A 19,229-nucleotide genomic window follows, 5' to 3' on the forward strand; every position below is an offset into this window, starting at 1 on the left:
GCCTCATCGACGAGGCTGGTGCACCCCAGACGCTTGAAGCCCTCGAGGGCCTGCCTCAGGGAGTCCTCGCGCTCCGAACTCCCGGGGGCCGCGGCGCGCGCCAGCTCGAGCCAGGCCAGCGCCTCGTCGTAGGGCATGCCCAGCTCCCGGGCCAGTCGAGCGCTGCGCTTCCACACGCTCCGTGCCCGCCACGAGCGGCCCGCCAGCCAGTGCAGCTGTCCGGTGCAGCGCAGCGCCGCGGGCCGGGCGTGCGGGAAGCGGACGGCGAACGACGACAGCCGCGCGCAGGCCTGTCGGGCCTCCTCGGCCACGGGCGGGGGCGGCTGGCCCGGTGTGCGCTCCCGGGCCCACAGCTCCAGGTACACCCGCGCGGCACCCTCGTGGCCGTGGATCTCCGTGTAGAGCATCGGCTGGAAGCGCCGCGCCAGCGCCGTCACCTCGTCGGCCCGGTCGCGCGCCTGCTCCCACTCGCCCCGACGCAGGTGCGCCATCCCCAGCAGTCCGGCGGTGATGATGGACGACAGCGGGTCGTGCTTGCCCTTGAGCAGCTCGCTCGACTCGCGCAGCAGCGGCAGGGCCTCGTCCAGGCGCCCGAGCGCCATGAGGCTGCGCGCCATCGTGTACGCGCACCACAGCTCGTGCTGGAAGTGGCCGCGCCTCCGGGCCGACATCCGCACCTCGGCGAAGCGGTCCAGCGCCTCCTGGAAGTGGCCCGTGTAGTAGTCCACGTGCCCCAGCAGCACCTCGGACAGCTCCAGCTCGCCCTTGTCTCCCAGGCGCACCAGCACCCGCTGCGCCTCTTGCGCCTTCTTCGCGGCGTGACTCCACCGCGCGAAGCTCGAGTGGTACAGGGACTCGACGATGAGGCCGATGGCCGTGGCGCTCGGGTCCTCCAGCAACAGCCCCTCGCCCTGGGCCCGGCGGAAGTAGGAGCGCGCCAGCGCGTGCAGACGCCCCAGGCCGGCGATGGAGCCGAGGTTGCCGTACATCCGCAGCACCTCCGCGTCGCGGCCCGAGCGCTCGGCCAGGTTCGCCGCCAGCAGGGCCGTGGCCACCATGCGCAGCGGGTCATAGCGCCAGTAGTAGCACTCGGCCAGCCGCATGGCCGCGAGCGCCGCGGCCCCCAGCGACTCGCGCGCCTGCCGGTCCTCCACCCGCACCCAGCGCCGGGGCAGCACCAGGTGCAGCACCTGCTGGAGCGTCTGGAGCAGCAGGAAGCGCCCCCACCCGCCCTGGGTTTCCGGCAGTCGCCAGCCCAGTCCGTCCAGCGCCCCGAGGCAGTGCGAGATGCAGGCCTCGAACTCGGACAGGCCGTGCATGGCCTCGCCCAGCAACCGTTCCCAGCGCGCGCGCCGGAGCGCGGCCACGCGCACGCCCGTGTCCCGCCCGCGCTGCACGTCCAGCTCCAGCGCCCGGCGCAGGTAGTCGGAGGCCTCCACGTTCGAGCCCGCCTTCAGCGCGTGGGTCCCCGCCTTCTCCAGGTACTCGAAGGTCCACACGTCGTCCTGGGCCAGCTCCCAGTGGTGCGCCAGCACGGGGTAGAGGGCCGGTGACACCTCGCCCTCGGCATCGGCATGGCGTGCCTCCAGGGCCAGGGCCGCCGCGCGGTGCAGGGTGCACCGCCGCGCGGGGAGGATGCCGTCGTAGGAAATCTCCCGCAGCTTGTCGTGGACGAAGCGCAGCCGACCCGCGCCCGCGGCCTCCAGCACGTGCCGCGCGCGCAGCTCCTCCAGGGCCTCGAGCTCCTGGAGATCTCCGAGCCCCGCGGCCCCCGCCAGCACGTCGGCGTCCAGCTCGCGGCCCAGCACCGCCGCCACCTCCAGCAACCCGCGCGCGCCCGCGCCGAGGCCCTCCAGCCGGCGGCCCACCAGGTCATGCAGCGCGCCGGGCAGCGGCAGGGCCTCGTGCAGCCGCGCCAGCGCGTCCCGGCCGGCGACCACCTGCCACTGGCCGAAGATGTCGCGGAAGAGCAGCCGCTCGTCGATGGCGGTGCGCAGGTACTCGGCCACGAAGAAGGGGTTGCCCGCGGAGCGCGTGGTGAGGAAGCGCACGAAGGCCGCTGGCGGCGAGGGCAGCGCCAGCATGTCCTCCACCATCCGCGCCACCATGGACTCGTCGAGCTGCCCCAGCACCCGGTGCGTCACGCCCGGCGAGCCGAGCAGCAGCCGCAGTCCCGCGTCCAGCTCCTCGGTGCGGTAGGTGCCCAGCACCAGCACACGCGACTCACCCAGGAAGCCACCCTGGAGGAAATCCAGCACCCCGAGCGACAGCTCGTCGGCCCACTGGAGGTCGTCCATCACCAGCAGCACTGGCTCCTGGGCGGAGAAGGCGGCGAGCGTCTCGGCGACACAGCGCATGACGCGCTCGCGCGCGGCCTGGGGGGGCAGGCGCGGAGGCTCGGGCCACGCCTCCTGTCCGGGCAGGTCCACCAGCGAGGGCTCGTAGAGGGCCAGCACCCGCCCGCGCTCGCCCAGCAACAGCTCCGTCTCCTCCAGACCCTTTTGCCGGCACTGGTCGGCGATGGCCTGGAGCAGCGGCTTGAAGGCGTGCAGCGGCTCACCGTGCACCTGCTCGCCCTGGCCACCGCCGGACAGCGGCATGCAGCCGCCGGTGACGACCTGGAAGGCATGGCGGCCGGCGGACACCGCGCACTCCATCACCACGCGCGTCTTGCCCACCCCGCTCTCGCCGCCCATGAGCACGCAGCCGCCGGAGCCATCCCGGGTCCGCTCCAGCCGCTCCTCCAGTTCGGCCAGCAGGGACTGACGTCCCACGAACTCCGGCCGGTAGAGGTACGAGCGCGGCGTCGTCGAGGAGGGCCGGGGCAGGTCCTCCGCGCCCAGCTCGGCGAGCACGGTGCCCACGTCCGCGGCGTAGCCCACGCGCTCGCGGGGCGCCTTGGCCAGCAGCCGCAGCACCAGCGCGTCCAGGTCCGGCGGCACGCCGCGCACCCATTGAGAGAGGGCGTAGGGCTTGTCCTGAAGGTGCCGCCGCAGCACCTCCCACCCCGAGCCAGGGAAGGGCGGCTGGCCCACCACCAGCTCATGGAGGATGCAGCCCAGCGCGTAGAGGTCGGCGCGCGCGTCCACCAGCCCACCCTTGATCTGCTCGGGGGCCATGTAGACGAAGGAGCCTTCCATCTCACCGGAGACGTCGAGCGACTCGCGGCTGATGGAGCCCCCGAAGACGGAGGCCAGTCCGAAGTCCACGAGCACTGGCGTGCCATCCGGGCGGATGACGATGTTCTCGGGCTTGAGGTCGCGGTGGACGATGCCCTCGCCGTGGAGGAAGGCCAGCGAGGAGCAGAGGCGGCGCGTCAGGGTGATCACCTCGCCCAGCCGCTCCATGGCGGCCTCGCGGCGCTGTTCCTCTGGCGGCGGGGCGATGGGACGAGCCGTGCCACCGGAGCCGCTCCCCTCGCTCGGGGCGTCGGGCACGGAGACCACCTGGGTGACGACCTCACCGACGGAGCCCGCGTCGCGCTTCCACAGCTCGTCGACGTAGCGGCGCAGGGTGAGCCCCTCGATGAGCTCCATCGCGTACCAGGGCAGGCCCTCCTGCACGCCCTCGGCGAGCACGCGCACCACACCCGGGTGCTGCATGCGCCGGAGCGCGTGGATTTCGCGGCGGATGCCTCGCAGCATGGCCGCCTCGGGTACGCGCACCGTCTTGAGCGCGACCACCTCTCCGGTGTCCGCATGGCGGGCCCGGTACACGACTCCCATTCCCCCCGCGCTCAGCTTCCCGAGGAGGAGGTAGGGACCAATGCTTCCCAGCTCCTCGTCAAGGAGCGCCGCGGCCACCATGGTTCAACCAGACTCGCACGGTTCGGCCCCCCCTCCAAGCCGAGGCCCGCCGACCCCTTGCCGCGCACCTGCTCGCCTGCCCATGAAAACAGGACAGAACGGAATGACGCTGGAGGTCAAAGACCCACGACGGTGATGCAGTCGTCCAGGCACTGCTTGAGGGTCTCGGAGCAGGTCCGGCTTTTGACGCACTGCGAGCACTCCTGCGCCTGGCTCGAGAAGTCCTTGTCCGCCTTGACCTTCTGCTCGCACTTGTCCGCGCACTGGGCCACGTCGAGGCCGGAGGAGACGCACTCCTGCTTCTTCTCGCAAGCGACGCGACAGTCGCTCTTGCAGCCCACCAGGGACATCGCCAGGCCCAGGGCCGTCACCACCATCAGCATCCGGTTCTTCATCGACTCCTCCGATGCGGCGCATCATGCACGGAGGTTCTAGCGCGTCCAGAGCACACCCAACTTCAGCTCGAGCACCTCGAAGGGCTCGGCACGCACCAGGCTCTGGCCCTTCCAGGTGCCCAGCTGGCTCCAGTGAGAGCCCTCCAACCGGTAGACCTCCAGGGACTGCTGGAGCGGATCCACCAGCCACAGCTGGCTCACGCCTTCGTGGGCATAGGCGCGCATCTTCTTCTCCCGGTCCAGCACCACCGTGGAGGACGAGAGCACCTCGCACACCCAATCCGGCGCGAGCGTGGCGGCGGCTTCCTCGGGCATCACCGGCATGCGCTCGCGGCGCCAGCCGGCCACGTCGGGGACGAGGGCATTGCCGCTCAAGTGGAACTCGGGCTCGAAGAGGAGGAGCCAGCCACCGGGCCCTCCCTCTCCCGCATCAAAGGGCCCCTCAAGCCTCCCCACCAGTTTCATGGCCGCGCGGGCATGGGGCAGAGCGGGCCGAGGGCTGACATACAACTCCCCGTCGACAATCTCCCCCACGCTGTTGGGGGGAATCGCCTCCAGGTCTTCGTAGGTCGCCGGGCGCTTCGGTTCGCTCCCCATGCCTGGAGCATGGGCAGCGGGACCCACTTCTTCAAGCTGGGGCGAGGAGCCAGGAATCGAACCGGTGTGCATGCGAGAACGCTACACCTGACCTCTGACATAGGCCAGCGAGGCATGTCCCAAGAAGTCACCTCCTGCTCAGTGAGGACAAGCCTGCTCGGTAGCCGAGAAGGTGTCGAAGGACTCATCCTGATGCCTCGTGATGTCTATCCCTCCTCCTGGACGACCCCCTGACGGAGCAGTTCCTTCGCCAGGAAGGGGCAATACTTGCGGAGGAGACGAAGCTTCATGTCGCCCTCCCGCCAAGCCATGTAGTGAGCCTCCCTGGCCCGAACGAACTCGTCATCGTTCAAGTCCAGCCGGTCGATGGTCATCTGGACCTGGGCACGCAACGACTCGGTCAAACCTTCGCCCGGGATGACTTCGAGCGTGGACAATTCGAGCGCGAACCAGCCGTCCTGGACCTCGAACGGATCCAGCACGTCCTCAAGGGCGTTCTTGCGCGCGTTCATCCGGACACAAGCGAGCCGGTAGTTGCTCCACTCGTAGGCCAGCTCGCGCCGCTTCGACTTGGGCAGCAGGTGGTCAACGGAAATCGCGCCCGTGCCACGAGGGATGTGGAGGGAGGAATAGGCGCAGACTCCTTTGTACGCCTCCCAGAGTTGCGTGGCGCAGTGTCGCCAGAGCGGCCGAAGCTCTCCCTCTGACGAGGCCACGCCGGTACGGCCCGGCTGACGGACCTTGGCGTCGAAGTCCGGGGGCTCGGGCTGGGGCTCGACGTGGATCACGGCTCGATCCCTGCCGCCTCCGCACGGGCGAGCCAGCGCGGCCAGAACGGGTCCGTATCCTTGAGGAGCCGATACAGCTCGTTGTGAATCCGCTTCACCTCCTCGATGGGAAGGTCGGGGTTCTTGAGCGCGGCCTTGGCATGGGTGATGGCATCCTCGGCTTCCTTGGAGCGAGCCTCCTTGAGGTCGAAGACTTCGGAGGTGAGCCACGCGTTGGCATCGCCACGAGGCCGCCAATCGGCCCTGGTGACCTTCACCTCGTTGCCTACGAGGTCGAACATGAAGAGGGCATCCTGCTCTGGGTCGAACAGGGGCTCCACAGAGGCGAGCACCAGGGGTGCGTGGGTGACGGCAATCACCTGGACCTTCACGTCCGGACGGAGTTCGCGGACCACGGCCAGCACGGCGGGCAGGATGAGCCGCTGCCAGCGAGGGTGGAGGTGCGACTCGACCTCGTCGATGAGCAACACGACATGCTCGCTTGCTTGCCTCTTGAGCACCGAAGCGGCCCGCCGATGCTCTTCCCAGGCCCAGACGAGAAGGTAGGCGAGGCCGACGATGCGCCGGATGCCAGCGGAGGCATGGGTGAGAGGAACGAGGCCATACGGCATCTCCAGCGTCGGGATATCCCGAGCGTCATCGACTCCCAAACGAGTGGGCTCGCCGGGTTTCAACGGCTCCGCCGAGTCCGGGGAGAGGACAGCCAGGACCTTGCACAGACGCTCGAATGACTCCGAGCGCCTCAACTGCCAGTAGACCCAATCCCGAATGAGCCCATTGCACAGCACACGCCCTTGCTCCACCAACCCGTCCCACAGCGCCTCTTGTGAGAAGTCGTAGGACGCTGGACCCTCGTCTTCACTCACGCGCGAGAAGTCATTGCGAACAGGGTCCCAGATGCGGAATCCCCCATCAATGCGTGCGTAGAGGATGAGGGCGGAGTGGGGCGATCCATGTCGTGCGTAGCCACCGCCCGAGCGCCTATCCCAATACACAGGGAGCTTGAGTTCGGACGTACGCCCATACTCCGTCACGAGCGAAAAGGAGACACTTCCGTCCCGGCCAGTTCTGGGCAGCGCGGGGACCGGATCCATGCCATTCCAGGTCAACGCCCACCAAGCCAGCTCGAGCACGAAGCTCTTCCCCAGGCCATTGTCACCCGTCAGCAGATTGAGGCGCGGCCCGAACGAGAACGAGAGCCGAGGGCTCGGCCCCACTTCCTCCAGCTTCAGCTCACCGAGCATCCGGGTTCCTCCTCATGAGGACAACAAGCGACTCCTCTTATGTGAGTTCCCACGCCCCCATCAAAAATAAAGCCGGCCTGGAGCCCCCGAGGAGGTCCAGGCCGGACGGAATCGGTGCAACGGGAAGCCTGGACCTCAGGCCGCCGCGGGGCGAGCGGCCACGGGCGCCTCGACCGCGACGACGGCCTCGGGCGCGCTGCCATCCGCGAACAGCGGGGCGCTCGGGCGGGACTTCGGCGGACGGCCCCGGCGCTTCGGCGCGGTCTCGTCGTTCTGCGCGGCGACCTCGGGGGCCCCACCCTCCGGACGCGCCACCTTGCGCGCCGCGCGCGGCAGGCTGATGGCCTCCAGCTTCATGCTCAGCGACGCGTCCTCCTCGGCGAACACGCGCGCGTACGCCAGCGCCCGCTGCCCCTTCTGCAGCAGCGCCTCCTGGCTCTCGCCCAGCGCCTGGCGCGCCGCCTCCAGCGCCGCCTGCGCCTGGGCCACCGCCTCGGCCTGCGCCTTCACCCGGGCCGCGGCCTCGTCCAACACCTCCACGTCCACGTCCGGGAACTTCACCTCGGACAGCTCCGTGGAGAACACCTCGAGCAGCGCCCGCATCGCGGGCGAGATGGGATCGTTTTCGTTCGCGTCGAACATGGGCCTGGGTCTCCCCTCCAACGTGCGGCGTGGTGCCGGGCAACGTGGTGTCCCTCATGTGCACAGATGTTCAGTGCCATTTCAAGGGGGTACGCCGCGAGGCCGATTTATCGGCCCCGCGCCCCGTTCAGCCCCGGACTCGCCAGCGACGCGACGCGGGGATGACTCCCCACATGTGGGCGAAGGACCCTACATCCGGAGTCCCCTCCCCCTCAGTCCACGCGCACCAGGGACACCGTGCGCACGCCCTGGGCCGGGTCCACCTCCACCGCGAGGAAGTGCCGCCCCACCCCGTCGAACTGCTCGGGGATGGCCCCGCCGCCTCCCGAGATGAAGGACGGAATCCCCGCGTTGGAGAACTGGTAGTACGAGTGCACGTGGCCGTAGAGCGTGAGGTCCATCCTCCCGCGCGCCAGCTTCGCCAGCAGCGACGCCGCCTCGTTGCGGCTGGCGAAGGCGCCGTTGCGCACGCCAATCGGGTCCACGATGGGGATGTGCGTGCCCAGGATGTGCACCGCGTCCTGGCCCGCCGCCAGCCACCCGTCCAGCATCTCCTCCGCCCTCGGATCCAACGAGCCGTTGCCCGAGTCGATCAGCGTGAAGTGCGTCCCCTGGAAGGTGAAGTGCAGGTTGCCCCGGCCGAAGTACTCGTGCCAGCGCGGATCCGGGGTGTAGGTCTCGTGGTTGCCCAGCGTCGCGAACAGGGGGATGCGCGACTCCAGGAGGCGTGACTGGAATTCCTCCAACTCCTCCACGCTGCCCTGCTGCGTCAGGTCTCCCGAGAAGAAGATGAAGCGCAGCGAGGGGTCCTCGTTGATGCGCCGGTAGATGTCGCCCACGCGAGGCAGGGCCTCCTGCACGTCCGCCAGCGCGGCGAAGCGGAAGGGCGCGGCATGGTCCCACTTCGGAGGCGCCACCGTCAGCCGAGCCTCCGAGCCCGGCGACAGCCGCACCTGCCACCTCTTCACCGTGGGCAGGAGTTCGGGCAGGGGCTCCATCAGCAGCGAGTCGTTGCCCACCTTCACGGTGAGTTCCGCGTCCGGCATGGCGTTGCGCACCACCACCGTCCACATCTCGGCGGCCCCGGAGGAGGTCACCGCGCGCACGTGGAAGGCCGGCGCCGAGCCCCACAGCGTCAGCACGCCCGGCTCCTGCTTGCGTACCACCGCCAGCCCGTCCTCCACGGTGAAGGACACCCCGCCCACCTGCGCCAACCCCACCTCCAGGTCCTTCTGGGCACGCTCCTCCGCGGGCCGCGCACAGCCCCCCGCCAGCAGCGCGAGCACCACGACCCCCAGGCCCACCTTCCTCATGACCCACCTCCCAGCGCGTAGACGAGCGACAGCCGGCCCACCCAGGCCGAGCCCACCTGCATGTCGGCGGACACGCCCCACCGCTCGGTGAGGAGGACGCGCCCGCGCAGCCCGATGTACCCCGGCACGCCCCCGCCCGCCCTGAGGCCTCCCGGGAAGTCGTCCTTGCGGTGGTCGTAATAGAGGAGCGCCTCGCCCCGGAAGGGCCCGCCGCGTCCCAGGTACACCCCATAGCCGAAGGTGTAGAGGAGCTGCTCGAAGAGGCTGTCGTCCGTGGTGCCCTCGTAGCCGTAGCGCTGCAGGGCCAGCCCCACGCCCATTTCAGCGAAGGAGCCCGCCGTCCTCGGGCTGAAGCGCGCCATGTCGTAGCGGCCCCTCAGGAAAAGCTCGCCGCCGCCCAGGGTGAAGCCCTCGGTGGGGTAGCGGTGCACGAGCGCCGCGGCCTCCAGGTCCACCGCCGTGCCGTCCGCGCCCGCGCGAGCCGCCTCGGACCCGCCCAGCAGCCGGTACGCCCCGCCCACGCGCACGCGCAGGTTGCCGTCGTCCGGAGACAGCCTCGCCCCGGCCTCCAGGCGCACGCGCTCCAGCCGCGCCAGCGCGCCCACCGAGACGAAGTGCCTGTACTCGAAGGCCGGGTCCGCCACGTGCTGGTAGCCCAGCTCCAGCTCCAGGGGAGGCAGGCGCTGGGGCGCCAGGCCCGGAGGGAAGGCCGGCCCCACCGCCGCGTGGAGGTTGGCCAGCGTGGAGAGGGAGAAGAGGCCGAAGCCCGTCAGCGTCACCGCGTACAGCGGACCAATGACCCGGCGCGAGGCCCCGGAGAGCGCGAGGGGCACCCCGCCCGCGGCGAACAGCCCCAGGCCCGTGCCCTCCAGGAGGAACAGCCGCTTCGCCGTCCCGGTGTCCCCCGCCACGAGCGGCCCCAGCCCATGCAGCAACAGGCCGGGCACCACCGAGACCGTCGCGGGCAGCACGGCGAAGGAGGGCCGCGCCTCCTCCACCACCGGGGGGGGCCCGACAACCGTTGGAGCATCAACCTCCGCCCGTGCCACGCCTCCCCCCAGCCCCACCAGGGCGAGCACCCACAGCACCCCCACGCCCAAGGGGAGGCTCCTGCGCCTGTGCGCCATCGTTCTGGACCCTTCTTCCCGGGCGGTTCCGGCCTGACCGCCTCCCGGGCTGTCCACCCGGCTCGTTCCAGGATAAAACGTTCTCTTGGAGAAGCGCATGCCCGCTCACCAAGTAGGTGCGCGGACTACCCGGGACCCTCTCGGGACTTTTAAGGGAAGCGAGGTATGCTCCCCTCCCCTCATCCAACGCGACGTACATCGTGGCCGCCAACGAAGCCCGGGAGTTTGGCAAATACGAATTGGTATCGAAGCTCGCCGCTGGCGGGATGGCGATCACCTATCGTGCGCGTTTGAAGGGTGCCGCGGGCGTGACCAAGCCCGTGGTCATCAAGCAGATCCTCCCCCACTTCGCCGACGATCCCGAGTTCGTGGAGATGTTCGTCAGCGAGGCGCGCGTGGCGGCGGGCCTCACGCACAGCAACATCGCCCAGGTCTTCGACTTCGGACAGATTGATGGCCACTACTTCCTGGCCATGGAGTTCGTCCACGGGCAGCCGCTGTCCAAGCTGCTGCGCCGCGCCCAGCGCGCCGGGCTGCCGTCGATCCCCCTGCCCCTGGCGCTGCACATCGCCTCGCAGATCGCCGATGGACTGGACTACGCGCACCGGCACGTGAGCGAGGACGGCCAGGCGATGGGGCTGGTGCACCGCGACGTGTCGCCGGACAACGTGCTCATCTCCTACGAGGGCCAGGTCAAGGTCATCGACTTCGGCATCGCCAAGGCGACGAGCGTCGTGGAGGCGCGCACCTCGCCGGGCACCCTCAAGGGCAAGTACCCGTACTTCTCCACCGAGCAGGCCCAGGGTCAGCAGGACCTGGACGCGCGCTCGGACATCTTCGCCGTGGGCGTGGTGCTCTACGAGATGCTGTGCGGCAAGCGCCCCTACGAGGGGGAGCTCGTCACCGTACTGCCGCGCATCATCTCGGGGGACTACGCGCCGCCCTCCAGCCTCAACCCCTCCGTCTCCCAGGAGCTGGAGTCGGTCATCTACACGGCCATGGCGCTGGACCGGGACCAGCGCTACCCCACCGCCCAGGCCTTCTCCGAGGCACTGCGCGAGCAGCTCTACTCGGCCTACCCGCGCTTCTCGCCCGCGCTGGTGTCGCAGCTGCTGGGCCACCTCTTCGCCGAGGAGCTCGCCGCCGAGGGACGCCGGCTGGAGGTGACGCCCGCCTTCCTGGAGCTCTTCGCCACGTGGCAGACGCAGGCCCCCAGCGACAACTCCGGCACGCGCCCGAAGCTGCCGAGCTCGGCCAACGGGAGCAGTAGCGGACGACTCCCCTCCAGCAACTCGAGCAGCCGCCCCGCGTTGAGGACGCCGGCCAGCAGCGGGGGCTCCCGCCCTGGCCTTCCCCGCTCCAACACCAGCAGCAGCAACGCCGGGGTGCGCTCCGTCAGCACGACCTCCGGGCGCCGGGTGACGTCGAGCACGGGCATCCAGCGCACCGCCGCCGCGCCCCGGAGCACCCTCGAGCGCGTCCCGATGCCCACCATGGCGTCGCCGCCGGACCTGGGCCACGAGCCGTCCACCGCCATCTCGCAACCCTCGACCTCCATCCGCGAGGCCCAGGAGCGGCACGACACCCCCTCCGAGGTGCCCTCCGCCGCCGTCCAGGCCCCCACGGGAGTGTCCGAGGCCCTGCGCCCCCTGCGCGAGGCCCAGGCCCGCGAGGAGCAGGATCGCGCCGAGCGACGCCAGCGCATCATCCTCCTCATCAGCGTGCCCATGTTCGGACTCGCGCTGGTGCTGGCCATCCTGCACTGGGCCTTCAACCGCAAGGAGGAGGTGATTCCCACCGGTTCGCTGTGGCTCACCTCCGCACCGGCCGGTGCCTCGGTGAAGCTCAACGGCCGGGACGTGGTCGGAGTCACCCCGCTCGTCGTCAAGGGTGTCACCCTTCACGAGGCCAACACCCTCATCCTCACCCTGCCGGGCTACCGGCCGTGGACGAAGCGCTTCACCCCCAGCTCCGAGGCCGAGCCGCCCCTGCACGCGGAGCTCGAGCGCGTCGCGCCGGGGGCCGAGCCGCCCAACGCCCCTCCCACGGCCAGCACCGGGACGGGCACAGGCACGGGCACGTCCACCACCACCACCTCGAGCCCGGAGACTGGGAAGAACCCGGCCGCGGAGCTGACGCCCGCGTCCGAGACAACGCCCAAGGGGCCGGACGCCGACTTCAACGTGGTGAACTACCCCACGCGGCTCTTCATCCTGCGCACCCAGTACAACGCGTTCCCGTTGGGGAAGTACGGCACCGCGTCGATCGACCTCAGCCCCTCGGCGAGCTATTCCGTCAGCACGGACGGCAGCGCCACGCTCCAGCGGGGCCGGGGCGGCTCCACCGGCACGCTGGTCTACTTCGTCGAGGGCGACAACGTGTCCGCGGACGAGGCCTACGGGCTGCTGGGCCCGGGGGGGCGCACCATCAAGGGCGCCCGCCGGCTGCACGTCTTCCTGCTGGACGATGATCGCGAGGACAACAGCGGCACGGTGCGCGTCCACCTGCGCCAGTCCAAGTGGATGGCGCCGCGCCAGCTCACGTTCGACTCCACCCAGGACGCCCTGGTGCTCAAGCCCGAGCACCAGTTCGTACTGCGCGGGCTCAACCCGGACGCCCTCTACCTGCTCACCGTGCGCGACGACTTCGCGGAGCTGCGCCCTGGAGCCAAGGGCCGTACACGTCGGGTGCTGTGCGTGGAGAGCAGCCAGAAGTCCGCCCGGCGCAACCACCGCCTCCTGGAGTCCGGCAAGCGCTACCAGCTCACGGGGGCGGACACGCTGCGCTGCACCTACCCGGACACCGTGGTGGAGGACAACGCCGGGGCCCTCGAAGTGGACATCGTGGATGTGACGGTCATGTCGCGCAGGGATCGCGCGGCGGCCCTTCGTGGCTCTTCCCGTTGACTGAGCGACACTTCCCGGGTTAAAGGGGGTGCAGGCGATCAGGCGCTTGGCGCCTCTTCCGTCCAGCCCTTGGGAACCCTCCAGGCAGGCATCGAGTCACTCCGGTCGCATGTCGGAGGTGGTGCGTACCTTGAGGGTCACAGCGCTGAAGACGGACGAGCCGTAGATGACAACAAGTTCCTTCCGTAAGGGTCACGGACCGCGTTCAAGCGATCCGGCTTAACAAGGACGGGAAAGGCACGTGGGCGCGGAGCCGTTTCGGCACCGGGCCCACATGTCTTTTGCGGGTCAGGGCGTGAATTGGGCCCGGCCGTCGAACGTCGCGCCCGCCTGGATGCCTGGCAGCGTGTCCTCGAGGACCTGGCCATTGGAGGCCGTCACGCGGACGCGGAGGGGGCCCGAGCCCATTCCCGAGGACTGGACGAAGTAGTTGTAGCTCTGACGAGGCAGGGCCACCCACTGGCCGTTCTTCCACCACTCCAGCTTCTGGATGGACACGGCGTGGTTGCGCACCTGGAGGGCGGTCCACCACGGGTTGCTGCCCTCCTTGAAGCGATAGCGGATGGGCCCCGTCACGTCGCACGAGACGTAGCGCCAGCTCACCGCCACGCGGCCGTCGATGGGCCTGGCGATCTTGGCGAAGGCCTGACGGCTGAGGTCGAGGTGGCCCGCGGTGGTGCAGCCAGGACAGACATCCACGATGCGCACCCGCACCGTGCCCAGGGGACCCTTCACCTCGGCACACGCGCCGCACGCCGCGCTCCCCCCGTACTCGCGGAAGGTGATGGCGGCCACGTCCAGGTCCAGGGGACTCGCGCCGAAGCTACAGGCCCCCGCTCCCGTCGCGTCGTAATAGGTGATGAGCCCGGTCTTGAAGGTGCTGAGCGGGACCGAGGTCAGGCCCTCCTCGACCTGACCTGACTCCGTGCCCTCCTCCGGCTGAATGCTCGGATCAGGTCCACAAGCGGCGAGGGCGAGCAACAGGACGGTGAGGCACGAGCGTGCGAGGCGAGGGGTGTCGAGGTGCATGGGCTGCGCTCCAGGTGAAGAGGTTCACGAGGCGCGGCAACAGCCATTCTGCTCTCGAAACTCCTCCGCCTCCCGCCACCAGTCCCCTGCATACGACCTTGCAGGGGGCTTCACTTCCGGTCGGACGGCTCAGATGTCCAGGTTCTGCACGTCCAGCGCGTTGCGCTCGATGAACTCGCGCCGCGGCTCGACGGCCTCGCCCATGAGCAGCGAGAAGATCTCGTCGCTCTCCACCGCGTCCTCGATGCGCACCTGGAGCAGCGTGCGGGTGACCGGGTTCATCGTGGTGTCCCAGAGCTGCTCCGGGTTCATCTCGCCCAGACCCTTGTAGCGCTGAAGGCCCAGCCCCTTCTGCGCGTCCTTGCGCACCGCGGCCAGCACCTCCTGCACCGACAGCGCCAGCACCTCGCCGTCGCCCACCTTCACCTTGTACGGCGCCTTGCCCAGCGCGCTGAACACGTCGCGCAGGCCCACCAGCTCCAGGTACTCGGGCGAGGACAGGAAGCCGTGGTCGAACACCGTCTGGCGCAGGCCGCCGTTGATGTCCGTCTTCACCACCAGCTTGCGCGTGTGGTGCTCGGGATCCACCGGGTAGGCCACCTCGAAGCGGCCCAGCGTGTCCGGCATGCGCGCCTTCAGGTAGGCGACCACCTTCTCCACCTGCTCGCGCAGCGCGGCCTCGTCCGTCAGCGTGCCCGCGTCCACCTGGCCCGCCTGCACCAGGGCGTCCACCACGCGCGCGTCCCGTCGCGCCGCCAGCTTCTCCAGGCGCTCCTCGTACGTAATCACCTTCTCCAGCAGCTCGCGCAGCTCCGAGCCGCCGAGCTCCCCACTCGGAACCACCACGCGCGAGTGCTCGGAAGCGATCCGCAGCAGGTAGTCGTTCAACCCCCGCTCGTCCTTCACGTACATGTCCTTCTTGTTGCGCGTGACTTTGTAGAGCGGAGGCTGCGCGATGTAGAGGTAGCCGTTCTGGATGAGCTCCGGCATCTGCCGGTAGAAGAACGTGAGCAGCAGCGTGCGGATGTGGCTGCCATCCACGTCGGCGTCCGTCATCAGGATGATGCGGTGGTAGCGCGCCTTGCCGGGGTCGTAGTCCTCGCGGCCGATGCCCGTGCCCAGCGCGGTGATCAACGTCACGATCTCGGCGCTCGTGAGCATCTTCTCGAAGCGCGCCTTCTCGACGTTGAGGATCTTGCCGCGCAGCGGGAGGATGGCCTGGTTGCGCCGGTCGCGGCCCTGCTTGGCCGAGCCGCCTGCGGAGTCACCCTCGACGATGTAGAGCTCGCTCTCGCTGGGGTCGCGGCTCTGGCAGTCGGCGAGCTTGCCCGGCAGCGAGCCGCCATCCAGCACGCCCTTGCGCCGCACCGTCTCGCGCGCCTTGCGGGCGGCGATGCGCGCGCGCGTGGCGTCGCCAATCTTCGCGACGATCTTCTTGGCGATGAAGGGGTTCTCCTCGAGGAAGGTGCCGAGCTGGTCGTTCACCATCTGCTCGACGAGGCCCTTGATCTCACTGTTGCCCAGCTTCGTCTTCGTCTGGCCCTCGAACTGGGGGTTGGACAGCTTGACGGAGATGACGGCCGCGAGGCCCTCGCGCGCGTCCTCGCCCGTGGGCGTCTCCTTCAAGTCCTTCCACATCCCGCCCTTCTCGGCGTAGCTGTTGAGCGTGCGCGTCAGCCCCGCCTTGAAGCCAGACAGGTGGCTGCCACCCTCGTGCGTGTTGATGTTGTTGGCGAAGGTGTAGATGCGCTCGTCGTAGCCATCGTTCCACTGCATGGCCATCTCCAGCGCCACGCCCTCCTTCTCCGTGCGGATGTGGATGGGCTTGTCGTGGAGCGACTCCTTCGCCTTGTTGATGTACTCGACGAAGGAGACGATGCCGCCATCGAACTTGAAGTCGTGCTCCTTGCCGACGCGCATGTCGCGGATGATGATGCGCAGGCCGGCGTTGAGGAACGCGAGCTCGCGCATGCGCTGGCTGAGCGTGTCGAAGTTGAAGTCCACCGTCTCCATCACGGTGGTGTCCGGCCGGAACCAGATGAGCGTGCCGCGCTTGTCCGTCTCGCCCACGACCGCCACCGGGCTCTGGGCCACGCCGCGCGCATACGCATGCTCATACACCTTGCCGTTGCGCTGGACGCGGACCTTGAACCACTCGGAGAGGAAGTTCACGCAGGTGACGCCCACGCCGTGCAGGCCACCGGATACCTTGTAGGCGCCGTTGCCGAACTTGCTGCCGGCGTGCAGCTCCGTGAGCACCACCTCCAGCGTGTCCTTGCCCTTGAACTTGGGGTCGGGGTGCGGACCCACGGGGATTCCTCGGCCGTTGTCCTGCACGGAGAGCGAGCCATCCACGTGGATGACCACCTCGATGTCCGTGCAGTGACCCGCGAGGGCCTCATCGACGGAGTTGTCCACCACCTCGTAGACGAGCTTGTGCAGCCCGTACGTCATGGTGTCGCCGATGTACATGCCAGGGCGCTTCCGGACGGCCTCCAGGCCCTCCAGCTTCGTGATGGCGCTCGGGTCGTAGTCCACGGTCGACGGCGCCGGAGCGGCGCCGGTGGCGGGGATGTTTTCCATTAGCGAGAAGTCCTTGGATGACGCTTGGCTGAACCCGATGTGCCTATCACCTCGACACACACCGGACAAGATTGTTGAGAACACGCAAGGCAGCGGAAAGATTCACGAAATGCCCCACGCGACGCTACGCGTCATAACGCGGGGCGGGCTTCCTTTCTTCCAGTGCGGACGCCAGCTCGCCGAAGGCCGCGCGCGAGGCGAAGAGGTGGCGGGACACCAGCACCCGACCCCCCTCGTCCAGGTACAGGCACAGCAGGTCTTCCCCGCGCCCGAGCCGTCGCACGGAGTCGATCTGCCCCCAGGACAGTTGGAGGCGGCTGGCGGTGAAGGGACGGACCACTTCGACGCCGCGCGTGCTGAGAGTGACGCCCCAGCCCGGGCGGGGGCGCAGCCGGTGCCAGACGAAGACGAAGGTGAACATCAGCCCTCCGGTGATGCCCGCCCGGGCCACCGTCAGGGGAGCGTTGCCCAGGGCCCGTGCGTCCGCCAGGGCCCAGGCACTGAGAATGGCGAGCACGCACGAGCCCACGAAGAGGGCGCGGCGGATGGGGAGGGGATTGAAGGCGTAGAAGCGAGGCTCCATGCGAGCCCCCGCACCCTACCCCCCTGGACGGCCCCTCGGGGATTTTCCACCCGTCAGCTGTCCACCCGCGAGCGCCTGGAAGCGCCTACCCTGCGGGCACATGACGGACGCTGAACTCACCGCCCGCCTGCGCGGCAACATCCTCGACTTCAAGCTCCTCCAGGCGCGCCACGGGCCGCTGCGCATGCGGGAGCTGCCCGGGGTGCGCGCCTTCGCCCTGCCCAGCCCCCTGGCCAACGTCTTCCAGCAGCAGGTGCTGTACGAGAACCCCCAGGCGCTCGCCGAGTCCCTGGCGCCCCTGGAGGCGTGGTACCGCGAGCTGGGCGTCCCCGCCTGGCGCGTGCCCGTGCTGCCCCCCGGGGACCCCGCCGCCGAGGCCGTGCTGCGCCACGCCGGCCACCGGGCCGAGGACGCCATCACCGGCATGGGCTTGCCGCTGACGCACCCGCTGGCCCCCCGCCTTCCGCCCGGCATCACCCTGGAGCACCCGGACGACCTGGACGCGGTGCTGGAGCTCAACGGGCTCGCCTATGGCCGGGACAATGTCGGCGCCTACACGGGGTGGCGCACCGGGCCGCTGCCCTCCACCCACCTGCACGCCGTGGTGGTGCGCGAGGCGGGCCGGGCCCTGGCCTGCGGCGTCTCCTTCGAGCAGGGGGACACCGCGGGCATCTACCTCGTGGCCACCCACCCCGACGCGCGCCGCCGGGGCCTGGGGGCGCTGGTGATGCACGGCCTGCACGCGGACGCACACGCCCGGGGCCGCTCCGTCGCCGTGCTCCAGGCCTCCGTCATGGGGCTGGGCCTCTACCAGCGGCTCGGCTACCGCGACCTCGGGGGGTGGACCAACTGGGTGCGCCGCGCCGGCTGAGGGCTCACCCGGCCCGCACGTGCTGGCCAATGGTGTCCAGCAGCACCGACACGTCCACCGGCTTGCGCAGGTAGGCGCGCGCGCCCACCTGGGCCACGGTCTCGCTGCCCGCCGACGCGGAGAAGATGACCACGGGGATGTCCTTCCACTCGGGCACCGCGTGCATCTCCTGGGAGAAGCCCAGCCCGTCCAGCACCGGCATCATCATGTCCAACAGCACCAGCCCGGGCAGGGGCGAGCTGTGCGCGAGCACCTCCAGCGCCTCGCGGCCATTGCCGGCTCCCAGCACGGTGTAGCCCGCGTCGCGCAGCACCTCCTCGAGCGCCTCGCGCAGGTCCGTGTCGTCATCCACCACCAGCAGGGGGCGCGTCATACCCGCTCCTCTCTCGCACGAGGCGGCTCCAGGGGCAGCTCCAGGATGAAGCGGGCCCCGCCGCCAGGGCGTGACTCCGCCCAGACCCGGCCACCATGAGCATCGGCCACACGGCGCGCCAGGTACAGCCCCAGCCCGAGCCCCCCGTAGGAGCGCGAGGACACCGCGCGGCCGAAGCGCTCGAAGATGCGCTCGAGCTGGTCCTCCGGAATGCCAATGCCCCGGTCCTCCACCACCACGCGCGCCGCCTGTCCGTCCGACCCCACCCGCACCTCCACCGGCTGGTGCGCGCCGAACTTCAAGGCGTTGGAGAGCAGGCCGGCCACCACCTGCGCCACCCGCATCCGGTCCCACCGGCCGACGACCCCCGGGGCCCCCTCCAGCCGCACCTCGCAGCCCATCGACCGGGCCTCCGCCTCGAAGCGCTCCAGCACCTCGTCCATCACCTCACCCAGGTCCACCGAATCCAGGGACAGGGGCAGCTGCCCGGTGCCCAGGCGCGACACATCCAGCAGCATCTCCACCAGCGTGCTCAAGCGCCGCACCTGACGCAGGCCGCGCTCCAGCCGCACCCCCAGGTCCGACTCCGCGGACGTCTCGCGCCGCGCCCGCTGCACGAGCGTTCCCAGCTGAAGCCCCAGCGTGGTGAGCGGGGTGCGCAGCTCGTGGGCGGCCACCGCGAGGAACTCGTCGCGCAGGCGGATGGCCTCCTGGGACTCGCGGTAGAGCCGCGCGTTCTCCAGCGCGAGCGCGGCGCGCCGCCCCAGCTCCTGGGTGACGGCCATGTCCCGAGAGGAGAAGCGCGCCCGGCCCTGGGTGGTGCCCAGGGTCATCACCCCCAGGCACCCGGTGCGCCCCACCAGGGGCACGTGGATGACGGAGCGCAGCCCCAGGGCGAGCATCCGGCGCAGGTGGTCAGGCGAGCGCGCCAGCACCTCCAGCCGGGCCGAGGGCACGTCCGGCACCAGCTGC

15 protein-coding genes are annotated in these 19,229 nt (G+C 69.9%); 2 read left to right on the plus strand and 13 right to left on the minus strand.

Annotated elements, in window-relative coordinates; genetic code table 11:
• The 8 genes from VF794_RS24595 to VF794_RS24630 form a co-directional block, all read right to left on the minus strand.
• Positions 1 to 3,806: serine/threonine-protein kinase PknK (locus VF794_RS24595; protein ID WP_331114437.1), on the minus strand; the 3,806-nt coding region annotated here is incomplete at its 3' end.
• Positions 3,807 to 3,922: 116 nt separating this feature from the next.
• Positions 3,923 to 4,201, minus strand: a complete 279-nt coding sequence (locus VF794_RS24600) for a hypothetical protein (protein WP_331114439.1) — start codon at positions 4,199 to 4,201, stop codon at positions 3,923 to 3,925.
• A gap of 36 nt (positions 4,202 to 4,237) precedes the next feature.
• Positions 4,238 to 4,798 carry a Uma2 family endonuclease gene (locus VF794_RS24605; protein ID WP_331114441.1) on the minus strand — a complete coding sequence of 187 codons (561 nt, stop codon included), beginning with the start codon at positions 4,796 to 4,798 and terminating at the stop codon, positions 4,238 to 4,240.
• A gap of 206 nt (positions 4,799 to 5,004) precedes the next feature.
• Complete coding sequence (locus tag VF794_RS24610) at positions 5,005 to 5,586, minus strand: hypothetical protein (protein WP_331114443.1); 582 nt, start codon at positions 5,584 to 5,586, stop codon at positions 5,005 to 5,007.
• On the minus strand, positions 5,583 to 6,260 hold the full coding sequence (locus VF794_RS24615) for an AAA family ATPase (RefSeq protein ID WP_331114445.1): 678 nt from the start codon (positions 6,258 to 6,260) through the stop codon (positions 5,583 to 5,585). Before VF794_RS24615 ends, VF794_RS24610 begins: the two co-directional genes overlap by 4 nt.
• A 705-nt stretch (positions 6,261 to 6,965) precedes the next feature.
• Positions 6,966 to 7,472 carry a hypothetical protein gene (locus VF794_RS24620; protein ID WP_331114446.1) on the minus strand — a complete coding sequence of 169 codons (507 nt, stop codon included), beginning with the start codon at positions 7,470 to 7,472 and terminating at the stop codon, positions 6,966 to 6,968.
• A gap of 212 nt (positions 7,473 to 7,684) precedes the next feature.
• The gene (locus VF794_RS24625; protein WP_331114448.1) at positions 7,685 to 8,785 is read right to left on the minus strand and encodes a metallophosphoesterase family protein; all 1,101 of its coding nucleotides are present in this window, start codon (positions 8,783 to 8,785) and stop codon (positions 7,685 to 7,687) included.
• A complete protein-coding gene (locus VF794_RS24630) occupies positions 8,782 to 9,879 on the minus strand; it encodes a hypothetical protein (RefSeq protein ID WP_331114461.1) in 1,098 nt (365 codons plus the stop codon). Before VF794_RS24630 ends, VF794_RS24625 begins: the two co-directional genes overlap by 4 nt.
• Positions 9,880 to 10,178: 299 nt before the next feature.
• On the opposite strand from VF794_RS24630, the gene VF794_RS24635 reads away from it, so the two are divergent.
• Positions 10,179 to 12,818 (plus strand): protein kinase domain-containing protein, encoded by a 2,640-nt coding sequence (locus VF794_RS24635; protein ID WP_331114463.1) that lies wholly within the window; start codon positions 10,179 to 10,181, stop codon positions 12,816 to 12,818.
• A 288-nt stretch (positions 12,819 to 13,106) separates the two neighbouring features.
• Here VF794_RS24635 and VF794_RS24640 read toward each other — a convergent pair whose 3' ends face one another.
• From VF794_RS24640 to VF794_RS24650, 3 genes are all read right to left on the minus strand, one after another.
• Positions 13,107 to 13,847 carry an expansin EXLX1 family cellulose-binding protein gene (locus VF794_RS24640; RefSeq protein WP_331114450.1) on the minus strand — a complete coding sequence of 247 codons (741 nt, stop codon included), beginning with the start codon at positions 13,845 to 13,847 and terminating at the stop codon, positions 13,107 to 13,109.
• A 129-nt stretch (positions 13,848 to 13,976) separates the two neighbouring features.
• On the minus strand, positions 13,977 to 16,430 hold the full coding sequence (gyrB, locus tag VF794_RS24645; RefSeq protein WP_331114452.1) for a DNA topoisomerase (ATP-hydrolyzing) subunit B: 2,454 nt from the start codon (positions 16,428 to 16,430) through the stop codon (positions 13,977 to 13,979).
• A gap of 124 nt (positions 16,431 to 16,554) precedes the next feature.
• A complete protein-coding gene (locus VF794_RS24650; RefSeq protein WP_331114454.1) occupies positions 16,555 to 17,013 on the minus strand; it encodes a hypothetical protein in 459 nt (152 codons plus the stop codon).
• A gap of 100 nt (positions 17,014 to 17,113) precedes the next feature.
• Here VF794_RS24650 and VF794_RS24655 point away from each other — a divergent pair, with 100 nt between their 5' ends.
• The gene (locus VF794_RS24655) at positions 17,114 to 17,884 is read left to right on the plus strand and encodes a GNAT family N-acetyltransferase (protein ID WP_331114456.1); all 771 of its coding nucleotides are present in this window, start codon (positions 17,114 to 17,116) and stop codon (positions 17,882 to 17,884) included.
• 4 nt (positions 17,885 to 17,888) lie between these two features.
• Here the strand turns inward: VF794_RS24655 and VF794_RS24660 are convergent, their stop codons facing one another.
• Both VF794_RS24660 and VF794_RS24665 read right to left on the minus strand, forming a co-directional pair.
• Positions 17,889 to 18,257, minus strand: coding sequence for a response regulator (locus tag VF794_RS24660; protein WP_331114458.1), 369 nt, complete (start codon positions 18,255 to 18,257; stop codon positions 17,889 to 17,891).
• On the minus strand, positions 18,254 to 19,229 hold a 976-nt coding region (locus VF794_RS24665; protein ID WP_331114460.1), incomplete at its 5' end, for a HAMP domain-containing sensor histidine kinase. The genes VF794_RS24665 and VF794_RS24660, both read right to left, overlap by 4 nt.

Origin of the sequence: Archangium sp. (assembly GCF_036389735.1) — a bacterium.
Lineage (GTDB): Bacteria > Myxococcota > Myxococcia > Myxococcales > Myxococcaceae > Archangium.

Bases quoted from the DNA above. Each gene is read 5' to 3' on its own strand.
- VF794_RS24600 (WP_331114439.1), bottom strand. From the start codon at position 4,201: ATGAAGAACCGGATGCTGATGGTGGTGACGGCCCTGGGCCTGGCGATG.
- VF794_RS24605 (WP_331114441.1), bottom strand. From the start codon at position 4,798: ATGGGGAGCGAACCGAAGCGCCCGGCGACCTACGAAGACCTGGAGGCG.
- VF794_RS24620 (WP_331114446.1), bottom strand. From the start codon at position 7,472: ATGTTCGACGCGAACGAAAACGATCCCATCTCGCCCGCGATGCGGGCG.
- VF794_RS24625 (WP_331114448.1), bottom strand. From the start codon at position 8,785: ATGAGGAAGGTGGGCCTGGGGGTCGTGGTGCTCGCGCTGCTGGCGGGG.
- VF794_RS24635 (WP_331114463.1), top strand. From the start codon at position 10,179: ATGGCGATCACCTATCGTGCGCGTTTGAAGGGTGCCGCGGGCGTGACC.
- VF794_RS24640 (WP_331114450.1), bottom strand. From the start codon at position 13,847: ATGCACCTCGACACCCCTCGCCTCGCACGCTCGTGCCTCACCGTCCTG.
- gyrB (WP_331114452.1), bottom strand. From the start codon at position 16,430: ATGGAAAACATCCCCGCCACCGGCGCCGCTCCGGCGCCGTCGACCGTG.
- VF794_RS24650 (WP_331114454.1), bottom strand. From the start codon at position 17,013: ATGGAGCCTCGCTTCTACGCCTTCAATCCCCTCCCCATCCGCCGCGCC.
- VF794_RS24655 (WP_331114456.1), top strand. From the start codon at position 17,114: ATGACGGACGCTGAACTCACCGCCCGCCTGCGCGGCAACATCCTCGAC.
- VF794_RS24660 (WP_331114458.1), bottom strand. From the start codon at position 18,257: ATGACGCGCCCCCTGCTGGTGGTGGATGACGACACGGACCTGCGCGAG.